The sequence below is a fragment of the Microbacterium sp. NPDC056736 genome, assembly GCF_042790415.1.
Taxonomy (GTDB): domain Bacteria; phylum Actinomycetota; class Actinomycetes; order Actinomycetales; family Microbacteriaceae; genus Microbacterium.
The window spans coordinates 163096-176138 of the sequence record NZ_JBHTZE010000006.1 but is presented as its reverse complement, the minus strand read 5'-3'; the positions used below and the strand labels follow the sequence as shown (position 1 = coordinate 176138).

The window sequence follows — 13043 nt, the reverse complement described above, 5'->3', positions numbered from 1 at the left end:
ACACCTGGGGCTCATGGGGCCACGACCTTCGGCTGCTGCTGGGTGATGCAGTGAATGCCGCCACCGCCGGCGAAGATCTGGCGGGCGTCGACCGTCACGACGCGCCGACCGGGATACGCCGCCCCGAGGATCTCGCGCGCCTGGGCGTCGGCGCGCTCTTCGCCGAAGCCGCAGGCGATCACACCGCCGTTGACGACGAGGTGGTTGACGTAGCTGTAGTCGACGAAGCCCTCGTCGTCGCGGAGGGTCGCGGGGGCGGGCAGATCGATGATCTCGAATGTGCGGCCTGCGGCATCCGTCTGCTCCGACAGGAACGCGTGCAGTTCGCGCGACACCCCGAAGTCCGGGTGCTCGGGGTTCTGCTGCACATGCAGGAGCACGCGGCCGGGCGTCGGGATCGTGGCCACGATGTCGACGTGCCCCTTCGTGCCGAACGCGTCATAGTCGCGGGTGAGGCCGCGGGGGAGCCACACCACCGTCGTGGCGCCGATGGTGCGGCGAAGCTCCGCCTCGACGCGGGCCTTGTCGGCGAAGGGGTTGCGGCGAGGGTCCAGCTGCACGGTCTCGGTGACGAGCACGGTGCCCTCGCCGTCGACGTGGATGCCGCCGCCCTCGTTCACCAGCAGCGAACTGACGAGGTCGGCCCCCACCAGCCCGGCCGTGAAGCGGGCGTGCTCGGCGGCCCTCGCCCACGACGCCCACGCCGGGGCTCCCCACCCGTTGAACACCCAGTCCACCGCTCCGAGCACGCCCGGGCGCTCGTCGTCGACGACGAAGGTGGGGCCGTGGTCGCGGAACCAGAACTCGTCGACCGGGGTCTCGACGATCTCGATCGCGGAGTCCAGCATGCGCCGCGCGCGCTCGGCCTTGGAGGGATCCGCGAGCATCGTGACCGGCTCGAAGCCGGCGACGGCGTTGGCCACGTCGCTCCATGCCGCGTAGAAGCGCTCCTGCTCGGTGGGATCGTCGCCCAGGGTGGGGCCCTCGTTCGGGAAGGCCATCCAGGTGCGCTCGTGCGGGTCGCCCTCGTGCGGCATCCTCCACGCCATCGTCGCGGGTCCCTTCGTGTCGGCGATCGCCGCAGCGCGGCATCCGTGATCGTCCAGTGATCACTAAAGAAGATATCCATGCGCGAGCCGCCGGCACCACGAGGTTCGCCGCCCGGCCCGCTACCGCGAGCGGATGCCGCGGCGCAAGCCCCTCCAACCCCAGGGCGACCCGGTCGTACGGTCGGGGCAGTGGAAGGAGGGCACCATGACCAGCCAGCCCTACGACGGTCCCATGGACGACGACCGCGACGACGACACCATCCTCGACCCGCTGCTGCGCCCGGACGACGACGATCGCCCGCTGGACTCCGACATCGACGACGACCAGGTCGACAGCGCGGAAGCCGACGAGCGCGCGGCGCGCGAGGGGGAGATCGGCACGGATCAGCTCCCGTGACGACACCCGGCCCGGCCGCCCCGCCGTGCGGGATCCACGCCAGGATGGAAGCATGAGCGCGATCCCCACCGTGATCCTGAACGACGGAGCCTGGTTCCCCGAACTCGGCCTCGGCACCTACAACCTGCGGGGCGAGGAGGGGATCGCGGCCATGGTCGCCGCGATCGAAGCCGGCTACCGGCTGCTGGACACCGCGGTCAACTACGAGAACGAGCGCGAGGTCGGCGAGGCGGTCCGCCGCAGCGGCGTCGCGCGCGACAAGATCCTCGTCGCGTCGAAGATCCCCGGCCGGCACCACGGGCGGCAGGAGGCCGTCGACAGCATCAAGGGGTCGCTGGACGCCCTGGGGCTGGACCGCATCGACCTGCATCTCATCCACTGGCCGAACCCGAGCGTCGGCCGGTACGTCGACACGTGGCGCGGCCTGATCGACGCCCGCACGCAGGGGCTGGTGCGCTCGATCGGCGTCTCGAACTTCACGGAGGAGATGCTCACCGAGCTCATCGAGGAGACGGGGGTCGTCCCCGCCGTGAACCAGGTGGAGCTGCATCCGTACTTCCCGCAGGAGGCGCTGCGCGCCTTCCACGCCACGCACGGCATCCGCACCGAGAGCTGGAGCCCGCTCGCGCGCCGCAGTGAGCTGCTCACCGAGCAGCTGGTGCAGGAGCTGGCCACCGTGCACGACGTGACGCCCACGCAGGTCGTCCTGCGGTGGCACACGCAGATCGGCAGCACGCCCATCCCGAAGTCGGTCGACCCCGACCGGCAGCGGGAGAACGCCGACATCTTCGACTTCGCCCTCACCGACGACCAGCTCGCCGCGATCAGCGGTCTGGAGCGCGGTCGGCTGTGGGACGGCGACCCCCTCACGCACGAGGAGATGTAAGCCGGCTCACCCTCTCAGGCGTCAGGAAGGGCGTCCAGCCACTCGGTGTACGTCTGCGTGCCGTGCAGCGCGTCGGGGCCGGGGAGCAGCGCACCGGAGCGGAGCGCGCGCCCCAGGGCGCCGGGGGTGTGCAGCTCGGGCAGCGGGCCGCGGTAGCCGATCGCGTGCGCGTACCGGTGCACCATGTCGGCCAGGCTCTCCTCGCGAGGACCGCCGAGGTCGGTGGCTCGACCTGCGGGATCGTGCTCGGCGAGGTCGACGAGGTGTCGCGCCACCTCGCGCACCGCGATCGGCTGCACGCGTCCGGTCGGGGCGACGTGGGCGCCGGCGTGCGTGCGGTGGAACATCATCGCCGCGTACTCGTGGAACTGCGTCGTGCGCAGGATCGTCCACGGCACCGCGCCGCGCGAGACGAGCCGTTCCTGCGCGAGCTTTCCGGCGTAGTAGCCGTCCGGCGCCGCCTCGGCCCCCACGATCGTCAGCGCGAGGTGATGCGGCACGCCGGCCGCGCGCTCCGCCGAGAGCAGGGTCTTCGTCACCCCCGCGAAGAACATCACCGAGACGTCCGGCCTCGCCGTCACCACGTTCGTGACGTCGATCACCGCGTCCACCCCTTCGAGGGCCGGACCGAGCCCCGCGCCGCTCAGCAGCTCGATCCCGGCACTGCGTGACAGCGCGACGACCCGGTGACCCCGCTCGCGCGCGACCGCGGCGATGTGCGCGCCGGTCATGCCGGTGCCGCCGGCAATCGCGAGTCTCACGGATCCCCCTCGGGTGCGGGTCGTCTGGACTCCCCATCGTGACCGACGGCGGCCGATGCCGCGAGGCCCCGAGCCCGCCGCCCCGAGCCCGCCGCGCCGCAGCCGCAGCGACGTCGTGACGCCGTGTCAGCGGCGCGCGAGGTCGGCCGAGTCCTCCAGCCAGTCGGCGAAGCTCAGGGTGCCGCGGTCCGCTCCTGGGCCCGGCAGGCCGAGGCCCGCCCGCATGGCCTTCATCTGCGCGCCGGGGAGGGAGACCGAGGGGACCCATCCTCGATGTCCGGCCCGGCGGGCATAGGCCTTCACCATCTCGTCGAGTCGCTCCTCCCGCGGCCCGGCGAGGTCGGCCACGCGGCCGCGCGCAGGGCCGGTCGCGAGCTGCGCCAGGCGGGCTCCCACCTCCCGGGCGGCGATCGGCTGCACCCGCGCCCGCGGCGCCACATGAAGCGGGCCCAGCGTCGCGCGGTCGTAGAGCTGCGCGGCGAACTCGTGGAACTGCGTGGCCCGCAGGATCGTCCAGGGCACGTCCCCCGCTTCGACCAGTCGCTCCTGCGCCAGCTTGCCGGCGTAGTAGTCGTGCGGCATGCGGTCGATCCCGACGATCGACAGCACGACCAGCCGTGCGATGCCCAGCCGCTGCGCCGCGTCGAGAAGGCTGCCGGTGGCGGCGTGGAAGAACCGGGTCGCCGCCTCGGCCGACAGCGCGGACACGTTCGCGACGTCCACGATCGCCTCGACGCCCTCGAGCGCGGCGGTGAGCCCCGAGCCGGTGGTGAGATCCGTCCCCCTGCTGCGGCTGAGCACGACGGGCTCGTGGCCGTCGCTCCTCAGCGCGTCGACGACGTGGACGCCCACGGCCCCGGTGCCTCCGGCGACTGCGATCCTCATGACATGTCTCCTCTCGTCCCGCGCGGTCGACGGGAACCTCTCGCCTCTTCGACGACGCAGCACGACAGAATGTGACATGTCGCGCCGCAGACCCGCGTGAGGAGGACGGATGCCGCCCATCGACGTCGACGGCGAGCGGGGGAACCTGCTCGCCGTGTGCTACCGGATGCTGGGCACGGTCGCCGACGCCGAGGACGCGGTGCAGGAGACGTACGTGCGCTGGCTGCGGCTGTCCGAGGAGGATCGCGCCGCGATCCGCAACCCCGGAGCGTGGCTGACGCGCGTCGCGGGCCGCGTCTGCCTCGACATGCTGGGGTCGGCGCGCGCCCGGCGTGAGCGCTACGTGGGGGAGTGGCTTCCCGAGCCGGTGCCGGAGGACTCGCCGGTCGCGGCATCCGTCCCCGTCGATCCGGCCGACCGCGTCGCGCTCGACGACTCGGTCTCACTGGCGCTGCTGGTCGTCCTCGAGTCCCTCACGCCCGCCGAGCGGGTGGCGTTCGTGCTGCACGACGTCTTCGGCGTGCCGTTCGACGAGATCGCCGCGACGCTCGGCAGGAGCAGCGCCGCGGTCCGCCGGCTGGCCCTGCACGCACGGCGGAGGGTGCAGGAGCGGCGCGCCGGAGACGCCTCGCGCGCGGAGCACGATGCCGTCGCGCGGGCCTTCGCCGCCGCGACCACCACCGGCGACCTCGACGCGCTCGTCTCGGTGCTCGATCCCGGCGTGGTGCTGCGCTCCGACGGCGGCGGGCGCGCCTCGGCGGCGCTGCGGCCCGTCGCAAGCGCCGATCGCGTGGCGCGGTTCCTCCTCGGGCTGCCGCGTCTCGAGCCGGACGCCGTCCTCCACGCGGTCCAGACGCCCGACGGCCTCGGATTCCTGGCGACGCTCCGCGACGAGCCGAGCGCACACTTCACGCTCCGGGTGCGCGACGGCCGCATCACGGACGTCTACATCATGCGCAACCCCGACAAGCTCACGCAGTGGTCGTGAGGCGGCGGCCGGCCCTCGGTTAGCGTGGAGGGCATGGCGACCCCCACCGGCTCCACTGCGTTCGCTTCGCTGACCGACTACATCGCACTGCCGAGGGTCGAGGGCATCGCTCTCTCGCCCGACGGCGCGACCGCCGTGCTCACGGTGGCCGCGCTGAAGAAGGACGGCACCGGCTACGAGCGGGCCCTGTGGGCGGTGCCCGCGACGGGCGGAGGGACGCCCCGCAGGCTGACCAGATCTGCCAAGGGCGAGGCGGGCGCCGCGTTCACCGCGAGCGGCGACATCCTCTTCGTGTCGGCGCGGCCCGACTCCGAAGGCGACGCCGACGACGAGTCGGGTCAGCTGTGGCTGCTTCCGGCCGCGGGCGGCGAAGCCCGGCCGGTCACGCGGCTCGCGGGCGGCGTCGACGGCATCGCGGCGACGGCCGAGGCGTCCGACGTGGTCGTCCTCTCGGCATCGCTCCTGCCGGGCGGGGACACGCTCGAGAGCGAGGCGGCGCTGCGCGCCCGGCGCAAGGAGAAGAAGGTCTCGGCGATCCTGCACGACGCGTACCCGGTGCGCTTCTGGGACCACGATCTCGGACCCGCCGAACCGCACCTGCTCGCCGTCGACACGGACGCCCTCGAAGACACGATCGCCGCCGCGGTGGCCGAGTCCGCCGCCGAGGAGGAGGAGCAGGCGGATGCCGCGGCCGGCGACGGCAGGGCTGCCCCGGCGAGCTCCGCCGGCACGCCTTACCCCGCCACGCTGCCCCGCCCGCGCGATCTCACGCCGCGGCCGGGCCGCTCCGCCGACCACGCGGAGGCCGCGCTCACCCCGGACGGCGCCACGCTGATCGTCTCGCTCGAGCACCGCGAGCAGCGGGCGGGACGCCGCGTCATCGTGGCGATCGACACGGCGACGGGGGAGCGGCGCACGCTGTTCGACGAGATCGGCGTCGACTACGAGATGCCCGCGGTGAGCCATGACGGCAGCCGGATCGCGTACCTCCGCACGGTGAAGTCGACGCCCGACGCCCCCACCGACTACGAGGTCTGGACCGCAGGCATCGACGGCACCGGCGCTCGTCGCGTGGTCGCCGACTGGGATCGCTGGGCTTCGTCGCTGGCCTTCGACGCCGGCGACGCCGCCCTCATCGCGACCGCCGATGACGACGGCCGCGGACCGGTGTGGCGTCTCCCTCTCGACGGCGGCTCGGCCCAGAAGCTCACCGCCGACGACTTCGCGTACTCGAACGTCGCCGTCGACGGCCGCACCGGCGACCTCGTCGCCCTTCGCTCGTCGTGGGTGGTGCCGCCCCACCCCGTGCGCATCGCGCGGGACGGCGACGTGACCCCCCTCGCGACACCGGCCGCGGCGCCCGTCGCACCCGGGTCGATCACCGAGGTCGAGACCACGGCCGAGGACGGCGCGCGCGTGCGAGGCTGGCTGCTGCTGCCCGACGGCGCGTCCGCGGATGCCCCGGCGCCACTGCTGCTGTGGATCCACGGCGGCCCGCTCAACAGCTGGAACGCGTGGAGCTGGCGCTGGGCGCCGCTGCTCGCCGTCGCCCGCGGCTACGCCGTGCTGCTGCCCGATCCGGCGCTGTCGACGGGTTACGGCCTGGACTTCATCGCGCGCGGCTGGAACAGCTGGGGCGGCAAGCCCTACACCGACCTGCTGTCGATCACGGCGGCGGTGGAGTCCCGCGACGACATCGACCAGACCCGCACCGCCGCGATGGGCGGTTCCTTCGGGGGCTACATGGCGAACTGGGTGGCCGGCCACACCGACCGCTTCCGGGCGATCGTCACGCACGCGAGCCTGTGGGCGCTCGACCAGTTCGCCGGCACGACCGACAACTCCGAGTACTGGCAGCGGATCTTCACGAGCGAGGCGATGGTGCAGAACTCGCCGCACCGGTTCGTGCGCGACATCCGCACACCCCTCCTGGTCGTCCACGGAGACAAGGACTACCGCGTGCCGCTCGGCGAGAGCCTGCGCCTGTGGTCCGACCTGGCCGAGCACCACGCGGACGAGGACGGCCGCATGCCGCACCGCTTCCTGTACTTCCCCGACGAGAACCACTGGGTCCTGAAGCCGCAGCACGCCGTGATCTGGTACGAGACGGTGTTCGCGTTCCTCGCCGAGCAGCTGCGGGGCGAGGAGTTCCAGCGGCCCGAGCTCCTGGGGTAGCCCGCCGGGTCAGTGCGGGGCGTGGTACTCCATCTCGGCGCGCTTCCAGTAGCCCTTCACGATCATCTGCTCCGGCGCGAGGCTCCACCGGTCCAGCAGCAGCGCGCGCCCGGGCTTGACGATCGACTGCTCCGCCGCGACGAAGCCGAACACCGACCCCGTCGGCCGGTCCTCGGCCGTCAGCGCGTCGAGCCGGGCGGCGAGAGCGACGCCGGCGGGACCGGTGCCGCGGTGCACCTGCTCGACGCGGACGCCGGCCGGAGCATCGATGGGCAGCGCGTGCGCGGCATCCGTCACCTCCACGTGGATGCTGCCGACGGCGTCGGCGTCCATCGCCTGAGCGAAGCGGCGCATCGCGGGCACGGCGGTCTCGTCGCCGGCGAGGAGCCACGCGTCGGGACGGCCGGTCAGCACCTTCGAGCCTCGCGGGCCGCCGACACCGGCGACGGCACCCACGGGGGCGGTCGCCGCCCACGCCGCGGCGACCCCCGCGGTCCCGTCGGCGGGGTCGCCGTGGATGGCGAACTCGATCTCGAGCCAGTCCTCGCCCCACGCGAGCGGCGTGTACTCCCGGTTCGGCGCGGCGCGAAGATCATCGACGGTCTCCGGGGCGCCCTCGGGGAAGAAGAGGCGGAGGTGGTCGTCGGCGCCGAGCGACCGGAAGCCCGTCAGCTCCGGGCCCTGCAGCCGGACGCGCACGTACGAGGGGGTGAGCCATTCGCGGGCAGCCAACGTGGCGCGGCGGAAGCGCAGCTCGAGTCCGGTGGGCTCGAGCCTGAACGAAGTTCGGTTGTCCATGCAGGTGAGGCTAGCCTGACTGTGCTCAGGCTCGGTGTTGATAGGGTGCGCCCCAGCGGCCGGCGGTGCTCGCGCGCCCGATCAGGACACGTGACGGATTTCGCAGTCGCTGCCGGGCGACAGGATCGCCTCGTGCCCGTCGTCGTAGCGAACCACCAGCAGCGGGTTCTCCTGGCTGCCTCGCACCTCTATCACCTCGCCGGCGCGCTCCACCGCTCCGACGACGCGGCCATGGATGACCACGCGGTCCCCGACGCTCGCTTGCATGCGGACCACCTCCTGGCGCACACGATACGACGGGCGGGCAGCGAGGGGTAGAGCCGACGCTGCGTCCGGGTCAGAGGCGCGCCCCGTCGTCGTCGCGATCCTCCAGACCGACGCTGCGACCCCGCCACGACTCGTAGGCCATCAGCCACCCGATCGACACGGCCGCGGCGAGCAGGACGCCCAGCAGCACGTTCCCCCAGATCAGCCCGAACATGATCCCGAGGGTGAACATGAGGGCGGTGCCGAGCGCCCATCCGGAGTGTCCGCGGGTCCAGCCCTTGCGCGTCGTCGCCATGCCGAAAGCCTAGAGCGCGGCCGGGCCTGCGGCCCACGCCGATCGCGCCTCGGTAGGTTGGACAGAACGCCCCCACACGGAACGGATGCCATGACCCTCAATGTCAGCCCGCTCACCCTCGGCACCTCGGGCCTCGGACGCGACACCGCGCCCGGCTCGCCCGAAGAGGAGGCCGCCGTCGCGTTCGCCGAGCAGCTCTTCGCAGGCACGCACGCCTTCGTCGACACGTCCAACAACTACGCCGGAGGCCGGAGCGAGGCGGTGCTCGGGCTCGCCATCGCGCGGACCGGCCCGGATGCCGCCACCCGGGTCATCTCCAAGGTCGACTGCGATCCCGAGACGGGAGCCTTCGATCGCGAGCGGGTGCTGCAGTCGTTCGACGAGACGACGGCGCGCCTGGGCGTGGACCGCCTGCCGCTCCTGCACCTGCACGACCCGTACACCGTGACCTTCGACGAGGCGATGGCACGCGGCGGGGCCGTGGAGGGCCTCATCGAGCTGCGGGAGTCCGGTCGCGTCGACGCGATCGGCGTCGCCGCGGGGCCCGCCCCCATGATGGCCCGCTACGTGGGCACCGGGGTCTTCGACGCGGTGCTGATCCACAACCGGTTCACGGTCGTGGACCAGTCGGCCGCACCGGTGTTCGCCGACGCGCGGGAGCGAGGCATGACGGTGTTCAACGCGGCGCCGTTCGGCGCCGGGATCCTCGCGACCGGCGCCCGGGAGGGGGCGATGTACGGCTACCGCCCGGCACCGCCTGCTCTGCAGGACTGGGTGGCCCGCCTCGAGCAGGTGTGCGCGGCGCACGGCGTGGCTCTTCCCGCGGTCGCGCTGCACTTCTCGCTGCGCTCGCCGCTGGTCGACTCGACGATCGTCGGCATCTCGTCGGCTCGCCGGCTCGCGCAGCTCGACGAGCTCGCCGCCACGCCGATCCCCGACGAGGTGTGGACCGAGCTGGACGCGCTCGGGCCGGCTCCGTCACCGGTCGACGACAGCGAATACGCCTGACGCGACGGCGGCGGGCGCTCACTGCTGAGGAGCGTTGACCGCCACCATCCAGTCGATCCCGAAGCGGTCGGTGAGCATGCCGAACCGCCCGCCCCACGGCGGCGTGTCGAACGGCATCGTCACGGTGCCCCCGTCGGCCAGCTTGTGCCAGAACCCCTGCAGCGGCGCCTCATCGTCGCCGCTCACCGACACCGACACGCCGGCCGGCTGCTGCCACGTCATGCCGGTCGGGGTGTCGGCGGCCATGAGCACGAAGCCGTCCGGGGTGGTGAGTTGGGAATGCATGACCAGGTCGGCCTCTGCCGGGTCCTGCACCATGCCCTCGAACTGACCGAAGGTCGAGATGTCGAGCTCGCCCCCGAAGACGCTCTGATAGAACGTCATCGCCTCGCGGGCCTGGTTCTTGAACGAGAGATACGGGTTGAGGCTGGGCATGTCGAACTCCTGAAGACGGATGGTGGATGCCGCGCCCGGCCGCGTGGCGCGTCCCAGTGTCGTCCGGGCCTCCGACATCGGCAAGAGGGTCTCCGGGCGACGCGCCTGCGTGCCGGGCCGACGCCGTCCTGCGTCGGTCAGCGGTCGCGGTGGTCCTCCGGGTGCAGCCGCGGACCGCGTCGCGGTTCGCGCACGCCGCTCGCGCCGATGAGGCGGATCACGCGCTGGCGGTGGCCAGGCCAGGCGGCCAGCAGCTGCAGCATCCCGTCATCGTCGACGCGGTGCCCGGTCAGCGCGTAGCCGACCTCGTGCGCGACGTGGAAGTCGCCGACGCTCACGGCATCGGGGTCGCCGAGCGCCCGGATGCGCGTCTCGGCGGAGGTCCACGGGCCGATTCCGGCCTGGCTGAGGAGCACACGGTCGACGGCCTCGCCGTCCTCTGCGCTCAGCACGGCGCGCACGAGCGCATCGCCGCGGCGGGCGGCGCGCACCACGGTCTTCGACTGCGGCGGCTCGAGCCCCGCGCGGTGCCAGACCCAGGACGGGACGTGCTGCCAGCCGTCGATGGTGGGGGGTGCGAACATCGGCATAGGCGTCGGCCCGGGCGCGCGCTCGCCGCACCACGTCACGATGCGGCGCCACGCGCCGAACGCCTGCATGCCGGTCACCTTCTGCTCGAAGATCGCGCCGGCCAGCGCGTCGAAGACGAGCCCCGTGCGGGAGAGCCGCAGGCCCGGGTTGCGGTGGTGGGCGCCGGCGATCAGCGGATGCCGCGCCGCGTCGAAGCCGGTGAGGTCGTCGTCGGCGCCGCACAGCGCCGGCAGCTGAGCAAGCGCCCACTCCCGGCCGGGGCCCCACGCCGCTCCTCGGACGACGCCGGGGTGGGTCTCGCGGATCGCGAGGGTCGCGACGCCGGCCGGAGTCCGGCTCGCCCGCCAGATGACGGCGCCGGAGACCGTCATCGTCGGGTCAGCAGCCCCGCGCCGCTGGAAGAGCACTGTGCGACGCAGGTCGAGAGGCTGACGGGGGCGGTACTCCGTCTCGAGCGGCCGCCCGTGATCGGGGCGCGGATCGCGAGGCTCGGCGCGCGTCGCGGAGCGCCCGGCATCCCTCGTCCGGGGAGTGCGCGAGAGCGACGTGGCCATGCCGCCCACCCTACGCCCCCGCCTCCGACACGCTGTCGGAGCGCGATTCAGAAGCGGTCGGGCGAAGGCGTGCCGTGACCGTAGCGGATGACGACGTCGGCGTGACGGTCGAAGCGGTAGCCCACCCCGCGGACGGTGCGCACGATGTCCTCGTAGCGCCCGAGCTTCGCGCGGAGGCGGCGCACGTGCACGTCGATCGTGCGCTCGCCCGGGGCGTCCTCGTCGGAGGTCCCCTGCCAGAGCGAGGTGACGAGCTCGGTGCGCTCGATGGTGCGGCCCTCGCGGAGCACGAGGTACTGCAGCAGCTCGAACTCCTTGAAGGTGAACGCGGCCGACTCGCCGTCGATGAGCACGCGCTTGCGCGAGATGTCGACGACGACGCCGCCGGCGGCGATCTCCTCGTCCTCGGGCTCGTCCTGCTTCGTGCGCGCCACGGCGGACGGCTCGTGCAGGGCCAGCCGCACGACGTCCACGTCGCGGCCACCGGAGCCGACGGGTGCGAGGGCCACGGTGGCGTACGTCTCGGCGGAAGGCGCGAGGTCGGCCAGGGTGCGTCGCAGTGCGTCGACGAGCACGCCGAGGCTCACTCCCGACGCAGCGGCCTTCGCTTCGTCGATTCCGACGTAGAGGGCGAAGCCGCGGGGCGCGGTGCCGGCGGGCAGGGCACGCGCGGCCGGCTGGGCCGGCTCCGGCGCGGGCGGCTGGACGCCGACCGGGCGGTCGACGGCGCGGAGGTGGCGGACGGGAGCGGTGGCGGGGCGGTCGAGGAGAGCGGTGTTCGACATGATGATGGTCCTTGCGGGAGGAACCCGGGGGCGGAGCCGGGTTGGTGTGTGCTGCGGCCCATGTCGTCGGAGGCGAGGGCCGTCGGCCGGGTGATGGCCTGTTGCCCGACGCTGGGCGATGTGCGAAGCGGATCCGGGTGCGCGTGATCGACGCACGAAACCGGTGCTTCGGGGGACTCCGTGCGATCCGTTTTCAGAAGCGGAGGAGGAGTCCGACGGGGGTCACCGTGCTAGTGGCACATTCGACAACACATGACAATGCGGCCGGCCATCATCATGCCGGCAGTCCTGTTCGCCTCCCGGGCGGACAGATACAGCGCGTTGTCAGTCATGTGGCCGATTATGACGGAGTTTGTCGGAAAACGTCAAATCGCACGGATGTCGAGGCTCGATCATGAAGGAATGTGACAGATTGCTCAGTCTGACGCGAGCGCCGGGCAGGCTCCCGGGCGGCGCCGTCCCTGAAGGCCGGCAGGACGCCTGCTCAAGGAATGCCGCGATATCGCCCGGTCAGCCGCCCCGCCCGAGCCCGCGGGCGTAGCCTGTGCGGGTGACCGAGCTCCGCTTCACCAAAGAGACCGACTCCTCGCGCTACACGCTGCACCGGGGCGAGGATCTGGTCAGCGTGCTGGACTACCGCGACGACGGACGCACGGTGGCCATGACACGCGCCTACACCGTGCCGACGTTCCGGGGCCACGGCTATGCCGGCGAGCTCGTCGGCCGGGCCGTGCAGGAGCTCGAGCAGACGGGCGACCGGAAGATCGTGCCCGTCTGCTGGTACGTCGCCGACTGGTTCGAGGAGAACCCGGCGCACCGCGGGATGCTGCAGTCCCGCTCCTGACGCGCGTCCCGACGCCCGCCCATCTTGTCAACCCCATGACGCCCCGCGGCGGGCGGGGGATGCTGGGGAAGGACGAGAGGAGCGCGACATGGAGCGCGATCGGTCGGATCAGGACCTTCCCGAAGGCGTCATCGACGCGGACCCGCAAGGCGGCTGGGATCAGGTGGACGACGTCGAGTCGCGGGAGCGCAGCGCCGCAGTTTCTGAGGGCGACCTGCTGACGGACGCCGCCCTCGCGCCGGACGATCCCGTCGAGGGCGAGGCGGCCCGCCAGGGCGCCGACCCCGATCTCGCGTCCGATGCACAGCGTGGAGAGGAGCCCTGA

The 13043-nt window shown here is 72.7% G+C and carries 16 protein-coding genes; 7 read left to right on the top strand and 9 right to left on the bottom strand.

All coding sequences use genetic code 11. From position 1 onward, the window contains the following. Positions 1 to 11: 11 nt before the first annotated feature. On the bottom strand, positions 12 to 1049 hold the full coding sequence (locus tag ACFRAL_RS13375) for an agmatine/peptidylarginine deiminase (protein WP_378883668.1): 1038 nt from the start codon (positions 1047 to 1049) through the stop codon (positions 12 to 14). A gap of 205 nt (positions 1050 to 1254) precedes the next feature. Between ACFRAL_RS13375 and ACFRAL_RS13370 the strand changes: the two genes are divergently transcribed. Then, positions 1255 to 1446, top strand: a complete 192-nt coding sequence (locus ACFRAL_RS13370) for a hypothetical protein (protein WP_336394719.1) — start codon at positions 1255 to 1257, stop codon at positions 1444 to 1446. 52 nt (positions 1447 to 1498) lie between these two features. Continuing rightward, entirely contained in the window at positions 1499 to 2332 is an 834-nt protein-coding gene (locus ACFRAL_RS13365) for an aldo/keto reductase (protein WP_336394720.1), read from the top strand. A gap of 14 nt (positions 2333 to 2346) precedes the next feature. On the opposite strand, the gene ACFRAL_RS13360 is transcribed toward ACFRAL_RS13365, so the two are convergent. Both ACFRAL_RS13360 and ACFRAL_RS13355 read right to left on the bottom strand, forming a co-directional pair. Further along, positions 2347 to 3093 (bottom strand): NAD(P)H-binding protein, encoded by a 747-nt coding sequence (locus ACFRAL_RS13360; protein ID WP_336394721.1) that lies wholly within the window; start codon positions 3091 to 3093, stop codon positions 2347 to 2349. A gap of 126 nt (positions 3094 to 3219) precedes the next feature. Next, entirely contained in the window at positions 3220 to 3978 is a 759-nt protein-coding gene (locus ACFRAL_RS13355) for an SDR family oxidoreductase (RefSeq protein WP_378883663.1), read from the bottom strand. A 109-nt stretch (positions 3979 to 4087) separates the two neighbouring features. On the opposite strand from ACFRAL_RS13355, the gene sigJ reads away from it, so the two are divergent. Together sigJ and ACFRAL_RS13345 are read left to right on the top strand one after the other, a co-directional pair. Beyond that, positions 4088 to 4966: an RNA polymerase sigma factor SigJ gene (gene sigJ / locus ACFRAL_RS13350; RefSeq protein WP_378883660.1), complete on the top strand. Its 879-nt coding sequence runs from the start codon at positions 4088 to 4090 to the stop codon at positions 4964 to 4966. Between the two features lie 33 nt (positions 4967 to 4999). Then, complete coding sequence (locus ACFRAL_RS13345; protein WP_378883658.1) at positions 5000 to 7141, top strand: alpha/beta fold hydrolase; 2142 nt, start codon at positions 5000 to 5002, stop codon at positions 7139 to 7141. A 9-nt stretch (positions 7142 to 7150) separates the two neighbouring features. Here ACFRAL_RS13345 and ACFRAL_RS13340 read toward each other — a convergent pair whose 3' ends face one another. From ACFRAL_RS13340 to ACFRAL_RS13330, 3 genes are all read right to left on the bottom strand, one after another. Beyond that, positions 7151 to 7939, bottom strand: coding sequence for a siderophore-interacting protein (locus ACFRAL_RS13340; protein ID WP_378883656.1), 789 nt, complete (start codon positions 7937 to 7939; stop codon positions 7151 to 7153). An 81-nt stretch (positions 7940 to 8020) separates the two neighbouring features. Then, on the bottom strand, positions 8021 to 8206 hold the full coding sequence (locus ACFRAL_RS13335; RefSeq protein ID WP_336394726.1) for a DUF1918 domain-containing protein: 186 nt from the start codon (positions 8204 to 8206) through the stop codon (positions 8021 to 8023). 70 nt (positions 8207 to 8276) lie between these two features. Further along, positions 8277 to 8501 (bottom strand): hypothetical protein, encoded by a 225-nt coding sequence (locus ACFRAL_RS13330; RefSeq protein WP_336394727.1) that lies wholly within the window; start codon positions 8499 to 8501, stop codon positions 8277 to 8279. A 90-nt stretch (positions 8502 to 8591) separates the two neighbouring features. Between ACFRAL_RS13330 and ACFRAL_RS13325 the strand changes: the two genes are divergently transcribed. Continuing rightward, positions 8592 to 9509: an aldo/keto reductase gene (locus ACFRAL_RS13325; RefSeq protein WP_378883653.1), complete on the top strand. Its 918-nt coding sequence runs from the start codon at positions 8592 to 8594 to the stop codon at positions 9507 to 9509. 18 nt (positions 9510 to 9527) lie between these two features. On the opposite strand, the gene ACFRAL_RS13320 is transcribed toward ACFRAL_RS13325, so the two are convergent. From ACFRAL_RS13320 to ACFRAL_RS13310, 3 genes are all read right to left on the bottom strand, one after another. Beyond that, the gene (locus ACFRAL_RS13320; protein ID WP_378883850.1) at positions 9528 to 9944 is read right to left on the bottom strand and encodes a VOC family protein; all 417 of its coding nucleotides are present in this window, start codon (positions 9942 to 9944) and stop codon (positions 9528 to 9530) included. Between the two features lie 137 nt (positions 9945 to 10081). Then, positions 10082 to 11089 (bottom strand): DNA-3-methyladenine glycosylase family protein, encoded by a 1008-nt coding sequence (locus ACFRAL_RS13315; RefSeq protein WP_378883650.1) that lies wholly within the window; start codon positions 11087 to 11089, stop codon positions 10082 to 10084. A gap of 47 nt (positions 11090 to 11136) precedes the next feature. After that, on the bottom strand, positions 11137 to 11874 hold the full coding sequence (locus tag ACFRAL_RS13310) for a winged helix-turn-helix domain-containing protein (RefSeq protein ID WP_378883648.1): 738 nt from the start codon (positions 11872 to 11874) through the stop codon (positions 11137 to 11139). Between the two features lie 550 nt (positions 11875 to 12424). On the opposite strand from ACFRAL_RS13310, the gene ACFRAL_RS13305 reads away from it, so the two are divergent. Further along, the gene (locus tag ACFRAL_RS13305) at positions 12425 to 12718 is read left to right on the top strand and encodes a GNAT family N-acetyltransferase (protein ID WP_336394731.1); all 294 of its coding nucleotides are present in this window, start codon (positions 12425 to 12427) and stop codon (positions 12716 to 12718) included. Between the two features lie 88 nt (positions 12719 to 12806). Further along, on the top strand, positions 12807 to 13043 hold the full coding sequence (locus ACFRAL_RS13300; RefSeq protein WP_336394732.1) for a hypothetical protein: 237 nt from the start codon (positions 12807 to 12809) through the stop codon (positions 13041 to 13043).